The sequence below is a fragment of the Streptomyces sp. SUK 48 genome, assembly GCF_009650765.1.
Lineage (GTDB): Bacteria > Actinomycetota > Actinomycetes > Streptomycetales > Streptomycetaceae > Streptomyces.
Genome location: NZ_CP045740.1, coordinates 5,495,186 through 5,518,248, shown reverse-complemented (window position 1 = coordinate 5,518,248; position 23,063 = coordinate 5,495,186). Strand labels below are relative to the sequence as shown.

Here is a 23,063-nt window from a genome sequence, read left to right as displayed (position 1 = left end):
CGTCTTGGCACTCTTCGCATGCGAGTGCCAGCGTTCCCCGGCCAGTGTACGGCCGTGGGGTACGCACCGGGCAAGGTCGGTGCCCGCGCGACCCCGGCTGCGGCTAGCGTCGCGGTATGACGGTGACTTGGGAAGAGCACGGCTGGGAACGGCTCGCCGCCGGGGTGGGGCGGTGCCGGCTGCCGGGCTGGGACTGCACGGCGGGGCTGGTCCTGGGCGCGGGCACGGCGCTGATGGTGGACGCCGGGTCGAGCCTCGCGGAGGGTGCGCGGCTGCGGTCCTCGGCCGAGGCGCTCGCCGGTGGACGTGTGACCCATCTCGCGCTGACCCATGTCCATTTCGACCATGTCTTCGGGGCTCCGGCGTTCGCGGGGGCGGCGGTGTACGCGGCGGTGGGCGCGGACGGGGTGATCCGCCGGGGGCGGGACGAGCTGCGGCAGGACGCGGTCCACCACGGGCTCCCGGCGGCGGAGGCCGAGGAGGCGGCGCCGGCGCTGGTGCCGCCCCGGCAGCTGGTCTCCGGGGAGCGGACCCTGGACCTGGGCGGCGGCCGTCAGGCGCTGCTGGCCAATGTGGGGCCCGGGCACACCGCCCATGACCTGGTGGTGCTGGTGGCGGGCGATCCGGAGGTGGTGTTCTGCGGAGATCTGGTGGAGGAGTCCGGGGAGCCCCAGGCGGGCCCGGACGCCGTACCCTCGCGTTGGCCGGACGCGCTGGACCGGCTGCTGGCGCTGGGCGGCGAGGACGCGCTGTACGTGCCCGGTCACGGCGCGGTGGTCGACGCGGCCTTCGTACGACGCCAACGGGACGCGCTGGCCAGGCGATTCGGCGTGAACTGAGCCGCACCGGCGCTCGGTTTCCGGCGTGTCGTGGGCGCCGGCCCGCCGCTTCTCCTATCGTCATCCGAATGCGCCAGTACTCCACCAACCTCACGCCTCCGTGGAAGAAGTCCGAGCCGGTGCCCGAGGTGCCCGCTGACCCCGGTCTGGTCGTGGAGGAGCCCGGCACCGGGTTCTGCGGGGCGGTGATCCGCTGCGAGGCGGGCACGGTGACGCTGGAGGACCGCTTCGGCAAGCACCGGGTGTTCCCGCTGGAGCCGCGCGGCTTCCTGCTGGAGGGCAGGGTGGTGACGCTCGTACGGCCTTCCGCCGGCCCGGCGCGCCCGACCCGCACGGCCTCCGGTTCCGTCGCCGTCCCCGGCGCCCGGGCCCGCGTCGCCCGGGCCGGCCGGATCTACGTCGAGGGCCGGCACGATGCCGAGCTGGTCGAGAAGGTCTGGGGCGACGACCTGCGCGTCGAGGGCGTCGTCGTGGAGTACCTGGAGGGCGTGGACCACCTTCCCTCGATCGTCGCCGACTTCGCGCCCGGCCCCGACGCCCGCCTCGGCGTCCTCGTGGACCACCTCGTGCCGGGCTCGAAGGAGTTCCACATCGCGCGGTCGGTGACCAGCGAGCACGCGCTGGTGGTGGGCCACCCGTACATCGACATCTGGGAAGCGGTGAAGCCCGCGGCCGTGGGCATCGCGAAGTGGCCCCGGGTGCCGCGCGGCCAGGACTGGAAGACGGGCGTGTGCCGCGCCCTGGGCTGGCCCTCGGACAACACCGGCGCGGTGTGGCAGGCGATCCTGAAACGCGTGAGCTCCTACAAGGACCTGGAACCGGAACTGCTGGGCCGGGTGGAGGAACTGATCGACTTCGTCACGGGTGGTGGTGGGGCCTGACGTGCTCGTAGCCCGCGAATCCGCTGGTGTCCGGCTCGATGCCGAGGGGTCCCGGCGGCGTGGGATCGCCGGACGCGGCGATCCGCCGGCACCGGTGGTCCGCGCCTTCGCCGTGTCCCGCGGGCTCCGTGAACAGCGCGCACCGGGCCATGACCGGATCGATGATCAGGTACGCGGGCACCCTCGCGGCGGCACCCGAGCCCGGTGCGATGACGATGGTCCGCCGCGGCAGCTCGGCCCTGGCGCCCTCGGGCGGGCGCAGCCCCTGGAAGTACTCGACGATGATCCGATCCCGCACGGCCGCACCCTACGAACCGAGCCGCACCCGGGTCGGGCTTCCGTGCGGGTTCACCCGGTCGAGTGATCAGTCCACCAGGTCCCGCACCACCGCGTCCGCCAGCAGGCGGCCGCGCAGGGTGAGGGTGGCGCGGCCCTCGGCGTAGGGGCCGGGCTGGAGGAGGCCGTCGGTCAGGGCGCGGCGGGAGGCGGCGAGGCCCTGGTCCTTCAGGAGGGCCAGCGGGACGCCCTCGCGCAGCCGCAGTTCCAGCAGGACGCGCTCGACGCGGCGGTCCTCGGCGGACAGCAGCTCGCGGCCCGCGCCCGGGGAGCGCCCGGCGGCCAGGGCGGCGGCGTACGCGCCGGGGTGCTTCACGTTCCACCAGCGCACGCCGCCCACATGGGAGTGCGCGCCGGGGCCCGCGCCCCACCAGTCCGCGCCGCGCCAGTACAGCTCGTTGTGCAGGCAGCGGCCCGCCTCGGAGGTGGCCCAGTTGGAGACCTCGTACCAGTCGAAGCCCGCCGCGGCGAGGGTCTCGTCGGCGATCAGGTAGCGGTCGGCGTGCACGTCGTCGTCGGTCATCGGGACCTCGCCCCGGCGGATCCGGCGGGCGAGCTGCGTGCCCTCCTCCACGATGAGGGCGTACGCGCTGACATGGTCGGGACCGGCGCCGATCGCCGCGTCCAGGGAGGCCCGCCAGTCGTCGTCGCTCTCGCCGGGGGTGCCGTAGATCAGGTCGAGGTTCACATGCGTGAAGCCCGCCGCACGGGCCTCGGCGACGCACGCCTCCGGGCGGCCGGGGGTGTGGGTGCGATCGAGGATCTTCAGCACATGCCGGCGCGCGCTCTGCATCCCGAAGGAGATCCGGTTGAAGCCGCCCTCGCGCAGGGTGGCGAGATAGGCCGGGTCGACCGACTCCGGGTTCGCCTCCGTGGTGATCTCGGCGTCCGGGGCGAGCCCGAACTCGTCGCGGATCGCCGCGAGCATCCGGACGAGGTCGCCGGCGGCCAGCAGCGTGGGCGTGCCGCCGCCGACGAACACCGTGCGCACCGGCCGGGGGTCGTCCCCGAGCACCTTGCGGGCCAGCCGGACCTCGTCGACCAGCGTCTCGGCGTAGTTGTCCCGGGACGCCAGCACCCCGCCGGTGCCGCGCAGCTCGGTCGCGGTGTACGTGTTGAAGTCGCAGTACCCGCAGCGGGTCGCGCAGTACGGCACATGCAGATAGAAACCGAGCGGACGCTCCCCCGCCCCGTCGAACGCGTGCGGGGGCAGCGCGCCGTCGTCGGGTACGGGCTCACCGTCGGGGAGTGCAGAAGGCATAGGCCCATTGTCCAGCACCGCCGGCAATCCCCTGGCGCCGAGCGCGGGAGCCTTCTCACTCCGCCTGGAGCACCAGCAGGGCCAGATCGTCCTCCGGAGGTGCCTCGCCGAAGGTGTGGACCAGGTGGCGGATCCTTTCGGCGATCTCGTCGGCGGTGAGGCCGGCGCAGGAGGCGAGGGCGGTGGCGAGACCGTCGGAGTCGTCGAACTGGTGGGGGCCGCGGCGGCGTTCGGTCACTCCGTCGGTGACGCACAGCAGGCTGTCGCCGGGCCCGAGGTCCAGGGTCTCGCTGGTGTAGGTCTCGTCCTCGACCACACCGAGCAGCGTCTGCGGGCGGGCCGCGGTGCGCACCGTGCCGTCGGGGCCGAGGACCAGCGGCAGCGGATGCCCCGCCGAGGCGAGGGTGCAGCGGACACCGCCGTCGTACGGGATCAGCTCGCCGTACAGGAGCGAGAGGAAGCGCGTCTGCGGGCCCTCCCCGCGGCCGTCCGCGGCGACCAGGGCGCGCGCCGCGGCGTCGGCGGTCTCCGTGGCGTCGTCCAGCAGGAGCTGGTTGAGCCGGTCGAGGACGTCGGCGACCCGGTATCCCTCGCGGGCGAGCAGCCGCAGCCAGGGCCGGGCGAGGCCGATCACGACCGCCGCCTCCGGGCCCTTGCCCTGGACGTCGCCGATCGCGAAGCACCAGCGGCCGTCGCCCGCCGGGAACAGGTCGTAGAAGTCGCCGCTGGGGCCGTTCTTGTCGCACGGCTCGTAGACCAGCGCGCTGCTCATCCCGGGGATCTCGGCGACCGCGCCGGGCAGCAGACCGCGCTGGAGGATGGCGCTGATGGTGGCCTGCCGGGCGTACTGCCGGGCCGCGCCGATGGCGAGGGCCACCCGGCGGCCCAGGTCCTCCACCAGGCCGGTGATCTCGTCCGGGAAGCGCGCGAGCCCGCACCGCCCGATGACCAGCGTGCCCAGCGGCCGCCCGCCTGCCACCAGCCGGTACGCCAGCGCTGTGCCGTCCGCGCCCCGGGCGCCCAGCGCGTCGCCGGGCCACGGGTAGGGCGAGGGGCCGAAGCCGACCCCGTCCCCCGGCTGCGGCGGCTCCTTCTCCAGGGTGCGGCGCAGTTCCTCGATGCGGTTCTCGCTGGCGTGCCAGACCCGCGCGGGCCCGTCGCAGGACCCGCCGCGCGCCGACGCCTCGTCCTCCAGCCACACCGCGCACCAGTCGGCGAGCCGGGGCACGATCAGCTGGCCGGTGAGGGCCGTGACCAGGTTCTCGTCCAGCTGGCCCGCGAGCAGGTCGGACGCCTCGGCGAGGAAGGACAGCGCGCCCCGGCCGAGCCAGTCCCGGTCGCTGTCCGCGCGCTGCGACTGCGGGGCCAGCACCTCGGCGACCTCCAGCGCGTCCTGCGCCCCAGCACCGGCGGGCGGCTCGCTGCCGCCCGGGGGCAGCCTGGCCCACACCGACTTCGCGCCGGTGCGGTAGGTGACCCCCCAGGACTCGGCGAGCGCCCCGACCAGGCGCAGCCCGCGGCCGTACTCCAGGGTGTCGTACGACGGCTCGCCCGCGGTCGCGTCCCGCGGGGGCCGGGCGGGGTGCTGGTCCCCGACCTCGATCAGGAAGGTGCCGCCGTCCTCCAGGCACCAGTCGAGGGATATCTCGGTGCCCGCGTGCACCACGGCGTTGGTGACCAGCTCGCTGACGACCGCCATGGCGTCGTCGACGAGCCGGGGCGCCACGGGTGTCTCGGCCAGCGCGGCCCGCACCAGGGCCCGCGCGGAGCCCGGCGCGAGGGGACTGCCGGGCAGCGCGGCGTGCCCGCGCGCCCGGCCCGCCGTCTCCCGCTGCGTGGGTATGGCCGCCATGTCCATGCGGCCAGGGTGACAGACGGGGGTCGCGCATAAGCGTGAAGTCACCGAAGTGGCCACGCATGGCCGAGAAGCGTGCTAGGACGGCATCGGAAGGGGAACCTTTTCGAGCGCCGGTGGCCAAAAAGGCGCCCCTGACCCGCGCGGACTCCGGCCCGGAACGGCGGGCCGGGCGGGAGCCCTACTTCTCCCGCGCCCCGGCGTACATCTCGTCGATCAGCCCCTTGTACGCGCGCTCCACCACCGGCCGCTTCAGCTTGAGGCTCGGCGTGATCTCGCCGTGCTCCACATCGAGGTCCCGCGGCAGCAGCCGGAACTTCTTGATGGTCTGCCAGCGCTGGAGCCCGGCGTTGAGCTGCTGCACGTACCCGTCGACCATCTCCACGGTCTGCGGCGCCGCGACGATCTCGGCGTACGGCCTGCCCTCCAGGCCGTTCTCCTTCGCCCAGTCCTCGATCGCGAACTCGTCCAGGGAGATGAGCGCGGTGCAGTAGTTCCGGTCGGCGCCGTGCACCAGGATGTTGGAGACGTACGGACAGACCGCCTTGAACTGGCCCTCGACCTCGGCCGGCGCGACGTACTTGCCGCCGGAGGTCTTGATCAGGTCCTTCTTGCGGTCGGTGATCCGCAGGTAGCCGTCGGGCGAGAGCTCGCCGATGTCGCCGGTGTGGAACCAGCCGTCGGACTCCAGCACCTCGGCGGTCTTGTCGGGCAGCTTGTGGTAGCCCTGCATGATGCCGGGGCCGCGCAGCAGGATCTCGCCGTCGTCGGCGATGCGGACCTCGGTGCCGGGCAGCGGCTTGCCGACGGTGCCGGTGCGGTACGCCTCCCCGGGGTTCACGAAGGACGCCGCCGAGGACTCGGTCAGGCCGTAGCCCTCCAGGACGTGGACGCCGGCGCCCGCGAAGAAGTAGCCGATCTCGGGCGCGAGCGCGGCGGAGCCGGAGACGCAGGCGCGCAGCCGGCCGCCGAACGCCTCGCGGATCTTGGCGTAGACGAGGGCGTCGGCGACCTTGTGCCTGGCGGCGAGCCCGAAGGGCACACCGCGGTTGCCGGTGTGCCGGAAGTTGTCCTGCTCGGCCTTGGCGTACGCGCGGGCGACCTCGGCCGCCCACTGGAAGATCTTGTACTTGGCCGCGCCGCCCTCCCGGGCCTTGGCCGCGACACCGTTGTAGACCTTCTCGAAGATGCGCGGCACGGCGGCCATGTACGTCGGCCGCACCACCGGCAGATTCTCGATGATCTTGTCGACGCGGCCGTCCACGGCGGTGATGTGCCCGGTCTCGATCTGGCCGGAGGTGAGCACCTTGCCGAAGACGTGCGCGAGCGGCAGCCACAGGTACTGCACGTCGTCCGGGCCGAGCAGCCCGGTCGCGGCGATGGCCTTGGCCATGTACGACCAGTTGTCGTGCGGCAGCCGCACGCCCTTGGGGCGGCCGGTGGTGCCGGAGGTGTAGATGAGGGTGGCGAGCTGCTCCTTGGTGATCGCGCCGACCCGATCCTTGATCAGCTGCGGGTGCTGCTCCAGGTAGGCGGCGCCGCGCTTCTCCAGCTCGGCGAGGGTGATCACCCAGTCGTCGCCCTCGGGCACGCCGGCCGGGTCGATGACGACGACCCTGGTCAGCTCGGGCAGCTCGGCGCGCTTCTCCACCGCCTTGGCGACCTGGGCCGCGTTCTCGGCGATCAGCACCCGGCTCTCGGAGTCGGCGAGGATGAACGCGGACTCGTCGGCGTTGGTCTGCGGATAGATCGTGGTGGTGGCGCCGCCGGCGCACATGATGCCGAGGTCGGCGAGGATCCACTCCACGCGGGTGGAGGAGGCGAGCGCCACCCGCTGCTCGGGCTCGATGCCCAGCTCGGTGAGTCCGGCCGCGATCGCGTACACCCGGTCGGCCGACTGGGCCCAGCTCAGCGACTTCCAGTCGTCCGGGCCCTGCCCGGCGGCGGGAGGCACCGGGTAGCGGTACGCCTCGGCGTCCGGTGTCGCCGCGACGCGCTCAAGGAAGAGGGCCGCGACGGACGGCGGACGGTTCTCGATCTGGGTCTGTGTGTCGCTCACGACATCCTCCGGGGCCCGCGACAGCGCGGTTGGTACTCGTGCGGCTGGGTTAACTCACGGTGGGGTTCGGGCTGTTGTTTAACTCGCGAGTAACTATCGAGCAGGCATCAGGGTAAGGCGCGACCGCCCGCTGCGTAAGGGGCTTCACCCTGTCTCTTTCCCCGCATCGACGACGCGGAGTGACGGCGCTCACGCACAGGGGCCCGCCGCGCTTTTCGCACGACGGGCCCCCTGCTGTCCGTTTTGCGGACGCAACCAGTGGTTACCTTCGGTTACTTCCCGATGCCCGCGGTCACTTCTTGGCCTTGCCCGAACCCGCGCTGTCATCGCTGGACAGGACGGCGATGAAGGCTTCCTGCGGAACCTCCACCGAACCCACCATCTTCATCCGCTTCTTGCCTTCCTTCTGCTTCTCCAGCAGCTTGCGCTTACGGGAGATGTCGCCGCCGTAGCACTTGGCGAGGACGTCCTTGCGGATGGCGCGGATGGTCTCGCGGGCGATCACCCGGGAGCCGATGGCGGCCTGGACCGGCACCTCGAAGCTCTGCCGCGGGATCAGCTCCCGGAGCTTGGCGACGAGCCGCACGCCGTACGCGTACGCCTGGTCCTTGTGGGTGATCGCGGAGAAGGCGTCCACCTTGTCGCCGTGCAGCAGGATGTCGACCTTGACCAGGCTGCTGGACTGCTCGCCGGTGGGCTCGTAGTCGAGCGAGGCGTAGCCGCGGGTCTTGGACTTCAGCTGGTCGAAGAAGTCGAAGACGATCTCCGCGAGCGGCAGCGTGTAGCGGATCTCGACGCGGTCCTCGGAGAGGTAGTCCATGCCGAGCAGGGTGCCGCGCCGGGTCTGGCACAGCTCCATGATCGCGCCGATGAACTCGGTGGGCGCGAGGATGGTGGCCCGTACGACCGGCTCGTAGACCTCGTCGATCTTCCCCTCGGGGAACTCGCTCGGGTTGGTGACCGTGTACTCGACGCCGTCCTCCATCAGCACGCGGTAGACCACGTTGGGGGCGGTGGCGATCAGGTCGAGGCCGAACTCGCGCTCCAGGCGCTCGCGGATCACGTCCAGGTGCAGCAGGCCGAGGAAGCCGACGCGGAAGCCGAAGCCGAGAGCGGCGGAGGTCTCCGGCTCGTAGACGAGGGCGGCGTCGTTGAGCTGGAGCTTGTCCAGGGCCTCGCGCAGCTCGGGGTAGTCGGAGCCGTCCAGCGGATACAGGCCCGAGAACACCATCGGCTTCGGGTCCTTGTAGCCGCCGAGGGCCTCGGTGGCGCCCTTGCTCTGGCTGGTGACGGTGTCACCGACCTTGGACTGGCGGACGTCCTTCACACCGGTGATCAGATAGCCCACCTCGCCGACGCCCAGGCCGTCGGCCGGGAGCATCTCGGGCGAGCTGACACCGATCTCCAGCAGCTCGTGGGTCGCGCCGGTCGACATCATCCTGATGCGCTCGCGCTTGTTGAGCTGGCCGTCGATGACACGGACGTACGTCACGACACCGCGGTAGGAGTCGTAGACCGAGTCGAAGATCATCGCGCGGGCGGGGGCGTCGGCGACACCGACCGGGGCCGGGATCTCCGCGACGACCTTGTCCAGCAGCGCCTCGACGCCGAGACCCGTCTTGGCGGACACCTTGAGCACGTCGTCCGGCTCGCAGCCGATCAGGTTCGCCAGCTCCTCGGCGAACTTCTCCGGCTGGGCGGCCGGCAGGTCGATCTTGTTGAGCACGGGGATGATCTTGAGGTCGTTCTCCATCGCCAGGTAGAGGTTGGCGAGGGTCTGCGCCTCGATGCCCTGGGCGGCGTCGACGAGGAGGACGGTCCCCTCGCAGGCGGCCAGCGACCGCGAGACCTCATAGGTGAAGTCGACGTGCCCCGGGGTGTCGATCATGTTGAGGATGTGCGTCGTGCCCTGGTCGGGGCCCTCGGTCGGGGCCCAGGGCAGACGCACCGCCTGGGACTTGATCGTGATGCCGCGCTCGCGCTCGATGTCCATCCGGTCGAGATACTGAGCACGCATCTGCCGCTGCTCGACCACGCCGGTCAGCTGGAGCATCCGGTCGGCGAGCGTGGACTTGCCGTGGTCGATGTGCGCGATGATGCAGAAATTGCGGATCAGCGCCGGGGCGGTACGGCTCGGCTCGGGCACGTGGTTAGGGGTCGCGGGCACGCAGGGTCCTGTCTCTTGAGGCGCCTTATGCCTCGGGTCGGATCGATACGTAGTCTCCATGGTCCCACGCGGAGGGACCGAAGGGCGTTTTGGGCCGCTCGCAGGGCCACTGGTACTGTAGATGGCTGTGCCTCATGCCCTCTCGGCCCGAGGCACGATCAGAGAAATTTTGGATCACCGGCTCGGGACCTGTACGGCCCCGTGCCTGAACCTGAAAAGGCTCCTTCGTGGCGAACATCAAGTCCCAGATCAAGCGGATCAAGACCAACGAGAAGGCTCGGCTGCGCAACAAGGCCGTCAAGTCCTCCCTGAAGACCGCGATCCGCAAGGCCCGCGAGGCCGCTGCCGCGGGTGACACCGCCAAGGCGACCGAGCTGCAGCGCGCCGCCGCGCGTGCGCTCGACAAGGCCGTCTCCAAGGGCGTCATCCACAAGAACCAGGCCGCCAACAAGAAGTCGGCGCTTGCTTCCAAGGTCGCGTCCGTCAAGGGCTGAACTTCCCTTTGATCTGACCGCCGGAAAGACCAAGAGCGGGCCCTCTCTCATCCGCTCCCGACCGGCAGCCCCGAAGCCTCACGCGGCCTGCGTTCGCCACGCGGGTGAGGCTTCAGCATCGTGAACCGAGAACCCCGCCGCCGCCCTTCCCCAGGGTGGGGGCGGGGTTTTCGGCATGCTCTGGGGGCGGGGCGGGGCGGGGCGGGGACGGGGGCGGCCCTTCTCCGGTTCTCCGCCCCCCGGGTGATTACCCGCGCCCCCGGGAACGGGCGGCGCGGGCGATGACCACGACCGCCTTCTCCAAGGCGTACTCGGGATCGTCGCCCCCGCCCTTCACCCCGGCGTCCGCCTCCGCGATCGCCCGCATCGCCACCGACACCCCGTCCGGCGTCCACCCCCGCATCTGCTGCCGGACCCGGTCGATCTTCCACGGCGGCATCCCCAGCTCCCGCGCGAGATCACCCGGCCGGCCGCCGCGCGCGGACGACAGCTTCCCGATCGCCCGCACTCCCTGCGCCAGCGCGCTCGTGATCATCACCGGCGCCACCCCCGTCGACAGCGACCAGCGCAGCGCCTCCAGCGCCTCCGCCGTACGCCCCTCCACCGCCCGGTCCGCGACCGTGAAGCTGGATGCCTCGGCCCGCCCGGTGTAGTAGCGCCCGACGACGGCCTCGTCGATGGTCCCCTCGACATCCGCGGTCAGCTGCGCCACCGCCGACGCCAGCTCCCGCAGATCACTGCCGATCGCGTCGCACAGCGCCTGGCACGCCTCCGGCGTCGCGGACCGCCCCGCCGTACGGAACTCCCCGCGCACGAAGGCCAGCCGGTCCGCCGGCTTGGTCATCTTCGGGCAGGCCACCTCCCGCGCCCCCGCCTTGCGCGCGGCGTCCAGCAGGCCCTTGCCCTTGGCGCCGCCCGCGTGCAGCAGCACCAGCGTGATCTCCTCGGCGGGCGAGCCGAGATACCCCTTCACGTCCTTGACGGTGTCGGCCGACAGATCCTGCGCGTCGCGTACGACGACGACCTTGCGCTCGGCGAACAGCGACGGACTGGTCAGCTCGGCGAGCGTGCCGGGCTGCAACTGGTCCGGGGTCAGGTCCCGTACATCCGTGTCGGCGTCGGCGGCGCGCGCGGCGGCCACCACCTCCCGCACGGCGCGGTCCAGCAGCAGGTCCTCCTGGCCCACGGCAAGCGTCACCGGGGCGAGGACATCGTCATTCGCAGTCTTCCTGGCCATCGCACCAAGCATCCCACGCCCCACCGACAACGCCCCGGGCCCGAGGCCGCGGCCGCCGCTCCCCGCGGCTCACAGTGCCCCAGGGCCGACGACTCCCCGCGGCTCACGACGCTCCGCGGCTCACGGCTCCTCGCGGCTCACGGGCCGAAGGAGCTACGGCTCCTCGCGCCATCCCTCCCACTCCCCCGCGAACTCGTCCAGCTCACGGGGGTCCAGCCGCTCCGCCTCGTCGGCCAGCACGATCAGCCACTGCGCGTCCTCGGCATCGTCCTCGCCGGCCAGCGCGTCCCGGAGCAGCCGGGGTTCCTCGTCGAGGGCGAACCGCTCCCCGAGCGCCTCCGCCGCCTCCTGCGCCGCGTCCCGGTCGGGCAGCACCAGCACATGTCTCACATCGCTCACGCCGCCATTGTCCGGCACGCCCTGGGCGCCGGACCGCCAGGTCAGACCTCGGGTCCCTGGGGCACGAGCTGCACATCCAGGTCGACGCGGATGCTCGGCCCCACCGCCGCGATCCCCCGGGCCAGCATCGACTGCCAGCTGACCGTGAAGTCGTCCCGGTGCAGTTCGGTGGTGGCCCGGCAGGCGGCCCGCGTCTCGCCCTCGATGCCGTTGCCGAGCCCGAGGTACTCGGTGTCGAGCGACACCGTGCGGGTCACCCCGTGCAGCGACAGCGCGCCGGTGACCGCCCACCGGCTGCCGCCCCGGTGCGTGAACCGGTCGCTGTAGAACTCCAGCGTCGGGAACCGCCGTACGTCCAGGAAGTCCCCCGACCGCAGATGGTCGTCCCGCATCCGCACCCCGGTGTCGATGGACGCCGCGTCGATCACCACATGCATCGCCGACCGCTCGATCCGCTCGGCGATCCGCACGGCCCCCGCGAAGGAGTTGAACCGCCCGTGGATCCGGGCCAGCCCGATGTGCCGCGCGGTGAAGCCGATCGAGGAGTGCCCGGCGTCGAGCTGCCACTCACCCGCCACCGGCGGCTCCGGCGGCGGGGCGACCTGGAGGGTGACATCACCCAGTGAGGCGAGGGTGTCCTCCGCGACCAGCACGGTGGCCCGGTAGGGCGTGTACCCCTCGGCCGTCACCACGATCCGGTACTCCCCCGCAGGCACCGTCGCCAGGAACGATCCGTACGGGTCCGTCCCCCCGGTCACCACCTTGCGCCCCATGGTGTCGCTGACCGTGAACTCGGCCCCGGTGACGGGCTGGTCGACCGGATCGACCACCCGGCAGCCGATCACCCCCGCCCCGGCCGGCGTCCGAACCGCCCCAGAGCGCTCGCCGGTCGCGTCCCGTGCGTCCGGTTCCCCAGCCAGCGGCCGAACATCCACTGCACCCCTGTACATCTCGACATCTTCTGTTGCCGAAGATCCATTCGATCACCGTTGCGGCTTTCGAGGCAACACGGGCCCACATCAAGGGAATCCGGCGCATGCGCCGCAACTGAGCGCATTTGACCGCCCCATGCCCCTTTCGCCTCACCTTCGCCGCATCACGAACAAGAGACTTCCGCACAAAAACTTCACATGAACATCACATGCGGAGTTACGGTCTTACCTCCGACGCACCTTGGGGGGTCCCATGAGCAACCCGTACCAGCCGTACGCCATGCCACCGCAACCGCCGGGGCCGCCCATCCGTACGGCCCCCAAGTGGGCGCGCAAGCGTTATGTGCTGCCCGCCATCGGGCTCGCCTTCTTCCTCGGCCTCGGAGCCGGCGCCGGCGGTCAGGACGACGGGTCCGACGCCAAGCCCACGGCCGCCAAGGTGCGGCCGGCCGCCACGGTCACGGCGACCGCCACCGCCACGGAGACGGCGACGCCCGAGCCCGCGCCGACGGTCACGGAGACCAAGACCGTCAAGGTGAAGGTGACCGTCACCGCTCACGCACCGGCCACCGGTTCGGGCGGCGGCGGGAGTTCGTCGGGCGGTTCTTCCGGGGGTTCGTCGGGAGGCTCGTCCGGCGGTTCGTCGGGAGGATCGTCCGGCGGTTCGTCCAGCGGCGGCGGCTCCGGCTCCTCGGGCGGCTCGACCGGCGCCGGCAACGGTGCCACCGCCCTGTGCAACGACGGCACCTACTCCTACGCCGCCCACCACCAGGGCGCCTGCTCGCACCACGGCGGCGTGGCCGTCTTCTACCGCTAGGCCCCGTCCCGCGTCACCCTCACCTCCCGGTCCGCGCCTCCGGCCCCGCCCACCGCGAGCGCCCCGTCCCGGTCGGTCCGCAGCACCAGCGCGCCACCGGCCCGCAGCGCGGCCACCGTCGACGGGGCCGGGTGCCCGTAGGGGTTCCCGGTGCCGCACGAGATGAGCGCCACCCGGGGTGCCACGAGCCGTATCAACTCCGGGTCCTGGTAAGCCGATCCGTGATGGGCCACCTTCAGCACATCCACCCCCGCTATCCCCGCCGCCTCCGGAGACCTCAACAGCGCCTGCTGGTCCGGGGGTTCGAGGTCCCCCAGCAACAGCAGCCGCAGCCCGCCCGTGCGGACCAGCAGCGCCACGCTGGCATCGTTCGGCCCGTCGAACTCGGGGGCGGCGACCGGACGGGATTCGGTGACCGGTCCGGGTCCGGTGACCGAGTCGGGGCCGGTGAGTGGGCCGGGTCCGGTGAGCGGTCCGGGTCCGGTTGGTGAGCCCGGTCCGGTGAGTGGGCCAGGTTCGGTGAGCGGGCCCGGTCCGGTGAGCGGGCCGCTTCTCGTCGGTGGGCCCGTGGCGGCCGGTGGCCACAGCACCCGCCAGGACAGTGGGCCGGTGCGCCGTTCCTCGCCCGCGACGGCCCGGACGACCGGGATATGCCGCCCGGCCGCCTCTCGTTCGACGAACTCCGCCTCCTGTCTGGGCTCCTCGAACCCCGTCGTCTCGATCGCGGCCACCTCCCGCCCCCGCAGCACCCCGGTCAGCCCCGCCACATGGTCGGCGTGGAAGTGGGTCAGCACGAGGAGGGGGACGCGGGTGATGCCCAGCTGCCTCAGACAGCGGTCCACCGCCGCCGGATCGGGCCCGGCGTCCACGACCACCCCGGCACCGGCGCCCGCCGCCAGCACGGTCGCGTCGCCCTGTCCGACGTCGCACATCGCGTACCGCCATCCCGGCGGCGGCCAGCCCGTCACCACCCGGGTCAGCGGCGCGGGGCGCACCAGTGCCAGCAGGAGCAGCGCCCCGAACAGCCCGCACCACCACGGGTGCCGCACCAGCCGGCGCCCGGCCAGGACGACGGCCACCGTGACCGCCGCGAGCAGCAGCGCCCCCGGCCAGTTGCCCGGCCAGTCCACTCCCGCGCCGGGCAGCGCGGCCCCCGCCCGCGCGACACCCGCGATCCACCGGGTCGGCCAACTCGCGCCCCAGGCGAGCAGCTTGGCCAGGGGCATCGCCACCGGCGCGGTCGCCAGCGCGGCGAACCCCAGCACGGTCGCGGGCGCCACCGCCGCCTCGGCCAGCAGATTGCACGGCACCGCCACCAGGCTCACCCGGGCCGACAGCACCGCCACGACCGGTGCGCACACCGCCTGCGCCGCGGCGGCCGCGCCCAGCGCCTCGGCGAGCCTCGGCGGCACCCCGCGCCGCCGCAGCCCCTCGCTCCAGCCCGGGGCCAGCACCAGCAGGGCGCCGGTGGCCAGCACGGAGAGCAGGAAGCCGTAGGCGCGGGCGAGCCAGGGGTCGTACAGCACCAGCAGCAGGACGGCCGCGGCCAGGGCCGGGACGAGGGATCTGCGGCGGCCCGTGGCCAGGGCGAGCAGGGCGATCGCCCCGCAGACGGCGGCCCGGAGCACGCTCGGGTCGGGCCGGCACACCAGCACGAATCCCAGGGTGAGCGCCCCCGCGGACAGGGCGGTCGCCCTGAGGGAGAGGCCCAGGCGCGGGGCCAGGCCCCGGCGTTCGGTCAGCCGGGCCAGGCCGGGCGGGCCGATGAGCAGGGCGAGCAGCACGGTGAGATTGCTGCCGGAGACCGCGAGGGTGTGGGTCAGGTCGGTCGCCTTGAAGGCGTCGTCCAGCTCGGGCGTGATCCGCGCGGTGTCCCCGACGACCAGGCCGGGCAGCAACGCCCGCGCGTCCCCGGGCAGCCCGTCGGTCGCCGCCCGCAGCCCGTCCCGCAGCCGCCCCGCCCACCGCTGTGCCGTGCTCGGCCCCGCCAGGACCCGCGCCCCGGGCAGCCCCCGCACCCTGAGCACGGCCGCCGTCCGGTCACCCCCGACGAGAGCGGGCGCCAGCCGCCCGCCCACCCGCAACCGCGTGGAGGGCAGCAACCCGAGCCAGCCCGCCTGCCCGGCGCGCGCCCGGGAACCCCCGGCCGACGCCGCCCCCTTCTCCGATGACGCCCCGGAAGCCTCGCCCGACACCACCACCCCGTCCGAGGACGTCCCAGACCCTTCGGCCGAGACCGCCATCCCGTCCGAGGACGTCCCAGACTCTTCGGCCGACGCCGCCACCCCGTCCGAAGGCGTCCCGGACCCTTCGGCCGACGCCATCACCCCGTCCGAAGGCGTCCCGGACCCTTCGGCCACCGCCACTGACCCGTCTCCGGCCGCCCCACGCGCCCTGCCCGGTACCTCAGGCCCCTCGGTGCTCCCCCGCAAGGGCGGTGGTCCGGCACTCCCCTCCGGCCCCGCGGCCCCCGCGTCGACCACCACCAGAACCGGCGCCCGAGTCCGCGTGCTCCTTCCGTCGCCCTCCTCGACGCGCCTCACCTCGGCCCGGATCAGCACCGCCGCCGGTGCCGTGTGGTCCCCGCGCACCCGGGGTCTGCTCAGCCATGGATCGCCGGTCAGCTCGATGTCGGCGGTCACGGTGGCGGAGCGGCGGGCCAGTGCGGGGACCGGTCCGCGCCGTACGTCCGCGCCCTGCAATCCGGCGGAGGTGGCCGACGCGGCGACGCAGAGGAGCACCGCGGCGAGGGAGGCCCGTGCCCAGGCGGGCCGGCCGCTCGGGGCGCCCGGGGGTGCCGGGCCCGCCCGGCTCGCGCGCAGCAGGACGATCCCGCCGAGCAGGGCGACGGCCGCGATCCACACGGTCCGGCCCGCCGGGGCGTCCAGGGTGAGCGCCGCCGTGGCCCAGGCGGCGAGCGCGGGTGGTACCAGGCGCAGGTCCAGGGGGCCCGGCACCGGGTCGGGCGCGGTGCGGGGCTCGGTGTCGGGCTCGGCGCCGTGCTGAAGGGTCGCGCTCATGGCCGTACCAGGTCGCGGAGGTCGGTGAAGCGGCGGTCGCCGATGCCGTTGACCTGGCGGAGTTCGTCCACCGAGCGGAAACCGCCGTGCCGGGTGCGGTAGTCGATGATGTGCCGGGCCAGCACCGGGCCGACTCCCGGCAGGGTGTCGAGCTGGTCCTCGGTGGCCGTGTTGAGGGAGATCTGCGCGGCCGGGCCGGACGGGGCCGCGGTGCCGGCGGGGGCGACGGCGGGCACCGACTCGCCGACGAGCACCTGTTCGCCGTCGACCAGGAAGCGGGCCCGGTTGAGGCCGTCGGTGTTCACGCCCGGCCGGACCCCGCCCGCCGCCCGCAGCGCGTCGGCCACCCGGGAGCCCGTGGGGAGCCGGCGGATTCCCGGAGCGCGGACCTTGCCGCCGACGTCCACGACGATCTGCCCGCCCGAAGCCGCCGTACCGCCCCCACTCGCGGCGGGTGTTCTCGCGTACGTCGGCCGGGCGCGCACCACTGGGGGCGCGCTCACCGGCTCGGGCCGGCCCGCCCAGAAGTGCTGCACGGCGAACAGCGCGGCCACCACCAGCAGCACGGCGAGCGCCACCGTCCCGCGCCGCTCCACCCCGCACCGCGACTGCAGCCACACCGGCAGCCGCTCCCGCATCGCCGTCCCGGCCCGCTCCCGCCAGTCCGGGGGCGGCGGGTCCGGGTGCTCCGGCGGCGGGTCCGGTTGCTCCGGCGGTCGGTCCACCGGTTCGTAAGTGGCCGACGGCGTCTTTCCCGACTCCCGTCGCTGCACGGCCTGTTCGCCGAAGAGGAGCTCCGCCCGGCGCCGCAGGTCCTCCGTGGGTGCGTGCGCGCGGTGCCGGACACGGCGGTGTTCGGACGCGCGCTGCCGCACGCGCACGTCGGAGGCGGGGCCGCGGCCGGGGCCGCTGGTCGGGGTGACGGTGCGAGGATGTGAGCGAAGTGCCATGCGACGAGGATCGGGCATCCCGCCGCTTCGCGATGATCTTGGTCAATTCCCGGGGAAACCCGGCGGGTTGTGGATAACTTGGCCACTCGTGTGGGTGACTCTCCGCAGGGCCCCGACCCGATCACCACCCCAGTCGCGCCGAGGCGACACTCCCGCCGCGGGGAAGCGGACCCGCGGCAGAAACGCACCCGCCGCGAGGTCGCGGACGCCCCTCAGCGCGGTGAGACGACCGCCCCCAGCAGCCCCGGCCCGGTGTGCGCCCCGATCACCGCTCCCACCTCGCTGACGTGCAACTCCCCCAGCCCCGGCACCCGTTCCCGCAGCCGGTCGGCGAGCGCGGCGGCGCGTTCGGGGGCGGCGAGATGGTGGACGGCGATGTCGACCTCCGCGCCCCCGGCGCGCTCGGCGGCGAGCTCCTCCAGGCGGGCGATCGCCTTCGAGGCCGTACGGACCTTCTCCAGCAGCTCGATACGGCCGCCGTCGAGGCTGAGCAGGGGTTTGACCGCGAGCGCGGAGCCGAGCAGGGCCTGGGCGGCGCCGATACGGCCGCCGCGGCGCAGATAGTCGAGGGTGTCCACGTAGAAGTAGGCGGAGGTGCCGGCGGCCCGTTTCTCGGCGGCGGTGACGGCTTCGTCCACGGTGCCGCCCGCCTCCGCCGTCTCGGCCGCGGCGAGGGCGCAGAAGCCGAGGGCCATCGCGACCATCCCGGTGTCCACCACCCGCACGGGCACCGGCGCCTGACGGGCCGCGAGGACGGCCGCGTCGTAGGTGCCGGACAGCTCTCCGGACAGGTGCAGGGAGACGATGCCCCGCGCGCCGGACTCGGCGACCCGGCGGTAGGTCTCGGCGAACACCTCGGGGCTGGGGCGCGACGTGGTGACGGAGCGCCGCTTGGTGAGGGCCTGGGCGAGGGCACGGGTGGAGATCTCGGTCCCCTCTTCGAGCGCCTGGTCGCCGAGGACCACGGTCAGCGGGACCGCGGTGATGCCGTGCCGCTCCATCGTCCGGTGCGGCAAGTAGGCCGTGGAATCGGTGACGATGGCGACATGGCGGGACATGAGCTGGAGGTTACCCGCCGGGGCGCACGCGTGGCAGCCCGGCCCCTGACGTGTGCCCGCGCATGGCGCCCGCAAGCCCGGATCGAGCCCCGACCGAACCCGGGGCCCCGGGTGATGCGGTGCCGGTCAGGTGGTGCTCTCCGGTCGGGGGCTCTTCTGCCACGGGTAGGACGGGCGCGGTGTGGGCGGGGTGAGGGAGTGGGGCGCGGGCTCCGGGGCCGGCTCCTCGGTGCCGCCGGGCCGGGTCCAGTGGCGCAGGGCGTCGGCCTCGATGTCGATCTGGGCGCTGAGGGTGCCGAGATCGTCGTCGGCGAAGCGGCGGGCGCGGTCGCGGACGGCCCAGCGCAGGGCGTCGGCGGACTGGGTGATCCGCTCGGTGCGGGCGCGCAGGCCGGGCAGCCGGGCGGCGAGCGTGGCGCGGTCGGGCTCGGACTCCAGGCGCTTGAGGTCGGCGTCCAGCTCGTGTCCGTGCGCGCTGAGGCGCTCGAAGAGGCCCAGGGACTCCTTCAGCGACTCGTCCTCGGCCGCGCCCGCCTGGAGCGCGTCCTGGGTGGCGCGCATGGAGGTGCGCAGGGTGAGCCGGAGCTGGGCCAGCTCGGCGGCCGGGCCCACCTGGGCGAAGGACTTGGCACGCAGCGTCTGGTCCTCGACGGTGCGCCGGGCCTGGACGATGGTGCGGTCCACGCCGCGCTTGGCGGCGCCCACCACCTTGATCGTGGCATAGGCGCCCAGGGCGACGAAGGCCAGGAAGAACAGGGAGATGACGATGATCACTGCTTCCACGGCGCTCCTCCTCGGGCAGGTGCGCCGCGCGTCGCGGCACTCCTCAACGGTAAACGCAACGGGCAGGCCCGAGGTTCCAGAAGAACCCCGAACCTGCCCGTAGGGGAGGACCCCGAGAGGCGTCGCGATTACGCCGGAACGATGTTCACCAGCTTCGGCGCGCGCACGATGACCTTGCGGATGCCCGCGCCGTCCAGTGCCGCGACGACCTTCTCGTCGGACAGGGCCACCTTCTCCAGCTCCTCCTCGGAGATGCCCGGGGGCACCTCCAGGCGGGCCTTGACCTTGCCCTTGATCTGGACGACGCAGGTCACGGTGTCGTCCACCACGTACCGCGGGTCGGCGACCGGGAAGTCCCGGTGGACGACCGAGTCGGTGTGGCCCAGGCGGCGCCACAGTTCCTCGGCGACGTGCGGGGCCAGCGGGGCGACCATCAGCACCAGCCGCTCGGCCACCGACCTCGGCAGGGCGGCGTTGGCCTTGGTCAGGTGGTTGTTCAGCTCGGTGACCTTGGCGATGGCGGTGTTGAAGCGCAGGCCCTCCAGGTCCTGGCGCACTCCGTCGATCGCCTTGTGCAGGGCGCGCAGCGTGTCCTCGTCGGGCGCCGCGTCGGTCACGGTCGGCTCGCCGGTGTTCTCGTCCACGATGTTGCGCCACAGCCGCTGCAGCAGCCGGAACTGGCCGACGACCGCGCGCGTGTCCCAGGGGCGGGAGACGTCCAGCGGACCCATGGCCATCTCGTACAGGCGCAGCGTGTCGGCGCCGTACTCGGCGGCGATCTCGTCCGGGGTCACCGCGTTCTTCAGCGACTTGCCCATCTTGCCCAGCAGGCGGCTGACCTTCTCGCCCTCGTACCAGTACGCGCCGTCGCGCTCCTCCACCTCGGCGGCCGGCACGGCGATGCCCCGGCTGTCGCGGTAGACGTACGCCTGGATCATGCCCTGGTTGAACAGCTTGTGGAACGGCTCCGCGGAGGAGACGTGTCCCAGATCGAACAGCACCTTGGACCAGAAGCGGGCGTACAGCAGGTGCAGCACGGCGTGCTCGGCGCCGCCCACGTACAGGTCGACACCGCCGTGCGGCTGGCCCTCGCGCGGGCCCATCCAGTAGCGCTCGATCTCCGGGTCGACCATCTGTCGGTCGTTGTGCGGGTCCAGGTAGCGGAACTCGTACCAGCAGGAACCGGCCCAGTTGGGCATGGTGTTGGTCTCGCGGCGGTACTTCTTCGGTCCGTCGCCCAGGTCCAGGGTGACGTGGACCCACTCGTCGTTGCGCGACAGGGGGGTCTCGGGCCGGGTGTTCGCGTCGTCGGGGTCGAAGGTGCGCGGGCTGTAGTCCTCGACCTCGGGCAGCTCCAGCGGCAGCATCGACTCGGGCAGCGCGTGTGCGATGCCGTCCTCGTCGTAGACGATCGGGAAGGGCTCGCCCCAGTAGCGCTGGCGGCTGAACAGCCAGTCGCGCAGCCGGAAGTTGACGGTGCCCCGGCCGATGCCCTTGCGCTCCAGCCACTCGGTGATGCGCGCCTTGGCCTCGGTGACGCCCAGGCCGTCCAGGGTGATGCCCTCGCCGGCCGAGTTGACGATCGTCGCGTCGTACGAGGCGAACGCGTCGTCCCAGCCGGCGGTGTCGGTGCCGCGGCCGTCGGTCGGCTCGACCACGCAGCGCACGGGCAGCTCGAAGGCGCGCGCGAAGGCGAAGTCGCGGGTGTCGTGCGCGGGGACGGCCATGATCGCGCCGGTGCCGTAGCCCATCAGCACGTAGTCGGCGATGAAGACGGGCACCTGCTCGCCGTTGGCCGGGTTCACGGCGAAGACACCGGTGAAGACGCCGGTCTTGTCCTTGGCCTCGGCCTGGCGCTCGACGTCGGACTTGGCGGCGGCCTGGGCGCGGTAGGCGGCGACGGCCTCGGCGGGGGTGGCGTGGCCGCCGGTCCACGCCTCGCGGGTGCCCTCGGGCCAGGTCGCGGGGGTGAACTTGTCGGCCAGCGGGTGTTCGGGCGCCAGCACCATGTAGGTGGCGCCGAACAGGGTGTCCGGGCGGGTGGTGAAGACGGTGATCCGCTCGCCGTCGACGGGGAAGTCGACGCGGGCGCCCTCGCTGCGGCCGATCCAGTTGCGCTGCTGCAGCTTGATGGCCTCGGGCCAGTCCAGCTCGTCCAGGTCCGTCAGCAGGCGGTCCGCGTAGGCGGTGATGCGCATGTTCCACTGGCGCAGCTTGGACTTGAAGACGGGGAAGTTGCCGCGCTCGGAGCGGCCGTCGGCGGTGACCTCCTCGTTGGCCAGCACGGTGCCCAGGCCGGGGCACCAGTTGACCGGCGCGTCGGAGGCGTAGGCCAGGCGGTACTCGCCCAGGACGTCGGCGCGCTCGGCTGCGGTCAGCTCGTTCCAGCCGCGCGTGGTGCCCTCGATCGCGCGCTCACCGGTCTCGAACTGGGCGATCAGCTCGGCGATCGGACGGGCCTTGCGGGCCTCGTCGTCGTACCAGGAGTTGAAGATCTGCAGGAAGATCCACTGGGTCCACTTGTAGTAGTCCGGGTCGATCGTGGCGAAGGACCGGCGCTTGTCGTGGCCCAGGCCCAGCCGGCGCAGCTGGGCCTTCATGTTCTCCATGTTGGCCTCGGTGGACACGCGCGGGTGCGTGCCGGTCTGCACGGCGTACTGCTCGGCGGGCAGGCCGAAGGCGTCGAAGCCCAGGGTGTGCAGGACGTTGTGGCCGGTCATGCGCTGGAACCGGGCGTAGACGTCGGTGGCGATGTAGCCCAGCGGGTGGCCGACGTGCAGGCCGGCGCCGGAGGGGTACGGGAACATGTCCATGATGAACTTCTTGGGCCTGCCGGCGCCCTCGCCCGCCAGGTCGCCCTCGGGGTTGTCGGCGGCATACGTGCCGTCGGCGTCCCAGACGTCCTGCCAGCGTGCCTCGATCTCGGCGGCCATGGCGGCCGTGTAGCGGTACGGGGCGGCCTCCGCCGGTGGCGCGGCGGCAGCGGGGTTCGTCTCGCTCATGATCCTCAAAGCTCCATCGATCGTCTCTGCCTGCAGAAATGAAAAATCCCCTCACGCAGGAGGGGACGCCGCGCCGATGCCGACCTCACGGGTACCACCGGGGTCGGTACTGATCAGCGCGGCCCGCTAAGCAGAAGGCGTACGGCACGCATGGCGCCTAGGGTACCGCAGGCGTCGATCCGACGGGGACGTAGGGCGCGAATAGGCGAAGAGCGGACCATCCTTTTGGATGATCCGCTCTCGACTTCTGTGGAGCTAAGGAGAATTGAACTCCTGACCTCCTGCATGCCATGCAGGCGCTCTACCAACTGAGCTATAGCCCCTTGTTTTGTTTCTCCGCCCGGTTCCCCTGGCGACGTCGTAAACATTACAGGCACCGGGCCGGAGCGCCAAATCGGTTTCCACTGCGACCAATTGGTCGCGAATGTCCGTTTCTATGATGATCGATCCACGCTGCCCGGCTCAGGCGGCGACGAAGGAGTAGAACCGCTTGAGGGTGCAGTGCTCCTCCAGGAGGCGACCGTAGATCGGCTCGCCCTCCAGCTCCCGGTACGTCTCGATGGGGTCGCCTTTTATGATCAGCGCCCGCGCGCACTCCTCGCACCAGTACTGGTAGTCGGCGTTGACCGGCTCCATGTCGCGCACGATGGGCGTACCGCTGCCGCACCAGTCGCACTTCCGCCTGTGTGCACCCATCGATCAGCTCCCGTCGGACCGCGCCCCCTTCCGGCCGTCCGATTCTGCCACGAGGGGACCGACACGGTCAGCGACGCTTCAGTAGCACAAACAGAAGATCCCGCCCCCCTGACGGGGACGGGATCTTCCTCCTGTGGAGCTAAGGAGAATTGAACTCCTGACCTCCTGCATGCCATGCAGGCGCTCTACCAACTGAGCTATAGCCCCTTGCTGTGTTCTTCCCGCTCGGCGGGGCGAACAAGAAGAACTTTAGCCTGTGACCTGCCGGAAAGTGAAA

At 72.5% G+C, this 23,063-nt stretch carries 17 protein-coding genes, 2 tRNA genes and 1 pseudogene; 4 read left to right on the top strand and 16 right to left on the bottom strand.

From position 1 onward, the window contains the following. Positions 1-116: 116 nt before the first annotated feature. Positions 117-839: an MBL fold metallo-hydrolase gene (locus GHR20_RS24255; protein WP_153814361.1), complete on the top strand. Its 723-nt coding sequence runs from the start codon at positions 117-119 to the stop codon at positions 837-839. Between the two features lie 68 nt (positions 840-907). Beyond that, on the top strand, positions 908-1,720 hold the full coding sequence (locus GHR20_RS24250) for a DUF3097 domain-containing protein (protein ID WP_153814360.1): 813 nt from the start codon (positions 908-910) through the stop codon (positions 1,718-1,720). Here GHR20_RS24250 and GHR20_RS24245 read toward each other — a convergent pair. From GHR20_RS24245 to lepA, 5 genes are all read right to left on the bottom strand, one after another. After that, complete coding sequence (locus tag GHR20_RS24245; RefSeq protein ID WP_153814359.1) at positions 1,698-2,018, bottom strand: hypothetical protein; 321 nt, start codon at positions 2,016-2,018, stop codon at positions 1,698-1,700. The genes GHR20_RS24250 and GHR20_RS24245 overlap by 23 nt on opposite strands. A gap of 66 nt (positions 2,019-2,084) precedes the next feature. Beyond that, the gene (gene hemW / locus GHR20_RS24240; protein WP_153814358.1) at positions 2,085-3,317 is read right to left on the bottom strand and encodes a radical SAM family heme chaperone HemW; all 1,233 of its coding nucleotides are present in this window, start codon (positions 3,315-3,317) and stop codon (positions 2,085-2,087) included. 55 nt (positions 3,318-3,372) lie between these two features. Then, a complete protein-coding gene (locus tag GHR20_RS24235; RefSeq protein ID WP_194859139.1) occupies positions 3,373-5,169 on the bottom strand; it encodes a SpoIIE family protein phosphatase in 1,797 nt (598 codons plus the stop codon). 184 nt (positions 5,170-5,353) lie between these two features. Further along, on the bottom strand, positions 5,354-7,231 hold the full coding sequence (locus GHR20_RS24230; RefSeq protein WP_194858975.1) for an AMP-dependent synthetase/ligase: 1,878 nt from the start codon (positions 7,229-7,231) through the stop codon (positions 5,354-5,356). A gap of 292 nt (positions 7,232-7,523) precedes the next feature. Then, complete coding sequence (lepA, locus tag GHR20_RS24225; RefSeq protein WP_153814356.1) at positions 7,524-9,398, bottom strand: translation elongation factor 4; 1,875 nt, start codon at positions 9,396-9,398, stop codon at positions 7,524-7,526. 227 nt (positions 9,399-9,625) lie between these two features. Between lepA and rpsT the strand changes: the two genes are divergently transcribed. Further along, positions 9,626-9,892, top strand: a complete 267-nt coding sequence (gene rpsT / locus GHR20_RS24215; RefSeq protein ID WP_111582037.1) for a 30S ribosomal protein S20 — start codon at positions 9,626-9,628, stop codon at positions 9,890-9,892. Between the two features lie 247 nt (positions 9,893-10,139). Here rpsT and holA read toward each other — a convergent pair whose 3' ends face one another. From holA to GHR20_RS24200, 3 genes and pseudogenes are all read right to left on the bottom strand, one after another. Continuing rightward, positions 10,140-11,129, bottom strand: coding sequence for a DNA polymerase III subunit delta (gene holA / locus GHR20_RS24210; RefSeq protein ID WP_181516056.1), 990 nt, complete (start codon positions 11,127-11,129; stop codon positions 10,140-10,142). Positions 11,130-11,282: 153 nt separating this feature from the next. Then, positions 11,283-11,528 (bottom strand): hypothetical protein, encoded by a 246-nt coding sequence (locus GHR20_RS24205; RefSeq protein WP_111582035.1) that lies wholly within the window; start codon positions 11,526-11,528, stop codon positions 11,283-11,285. Positions 11,529-11,569: 41 nt separating this feature from the next. Next, positions 11,570-12,459, bottom strand: a pseudogene (locus GHR20_RS24200) (YceI family protein). Between the two features lie 254 nt (positions 12,460-12,713). On the opposite strand from GHR20_RS24200, the gene GHR20_RS24195 reads away from it, so the two are divergent. After that, positions 12,714-13,277: a DUF3761 domain-containing protein gene (locus tag GHR20_RS24195; protein ID WP_153814354.1), complete on the top strand. Its 564-nt coding sequence runs from the start codon at positions 12,714-12,716 to the stop codon at positions 13,275-13,277. Here the strand turns inward: GHR20_RS24195 and GHR20_RS37690 are convergent. From GHR20_RS37690 to GHR20_RS24155, 8 genes are all read right to left on the bottom strand, one after another. Next, entirely contained in the window at positions 13,274-16,297 is a 3,024-nt protein-coding gene (locus GHR20_RS37690) for a ComEC/Rec2 family competence protein (protein WP_243878120.1), read from the bottom strand. The two genes, GHR20_RS24195 and GHR20_RS37690, sit on opposite strands and share 4 nt — an antisense overlap. Beyond that, a complete protein-coding gene (locus GHR20_RS24185; RefSeq protein ID WP_153814353.1) occupies positions 16,294-17,247 on the bottom strand; it encodes a ComEA family DNA-binding protein in 954 nt (317 codons plus the stop codon). The genes GHR20_RS37690 and GHR20_RS24185 overlap by 4 nt, the downstream gene beginning before the upstream one ends. Positions 17,248-17,459: 212 nt before the next feature. Further along, positions 17,460-18,305 (bottom strand): DegV family protein, encoded by an 846-nt coding sequence (locus GHR20_RS24180; protein ID WP_148023801.1) that lies wholly within the window; start codon positions 18,303-18,305, stop codon positions 17,460-17,462. A gap of 126 nt (positions 18,306-18,431) precedes the next feature. Then, a complete protein-coding gene (locus GHR20_RS24175; RefSeq protein WP_111582031.1) occupies positions 18,432-19,088 on the bottom strand; it encodes a hypothetical protein in 657 nt (218 codons plus the stop codon). Positions 19,089-19,216: 128 nt separating this feature from the next. Continuing rightward, positions 19,217-22,090, bottom strand: a complete 2,874-nt coding sequence (gene leuS, locus GHR20_RS24170; protein ID WP_153814352.1) for a leucine--tRNA ligase — start codon at positions 22,088-22,090, stop codon at positions 19,217-19,219. Positions 22,091-22,340: 250 nt separating this feature from the next. Next, a tRNA-Ala gene (locus GHR20_RS24165) sits at positions 22,341-22,413 on the bottom strand. Between the two features lie 139 nt (positions 22,414-22,552). Next, positions 22,553-22,786: a hypothetical protein gene (locus tag GHR20_RS24160; RefSeq protein ID WP_037655034.1), complete on the bottom strand. Its 234-nt coding sequence runs from the start codon at positions 22,784-22,786 to the stop codon at positions 22,553-22,555. A gap of 134 nt (positions 22,787-22,920) precedes the next feature. After that, a tRNA-Ala gene (locus GHR20_RS24155) sits at positions 22,921-22,993 on the bottom strand. Positions 22,994-23,063: the final 70 nt, after the last annotated feature.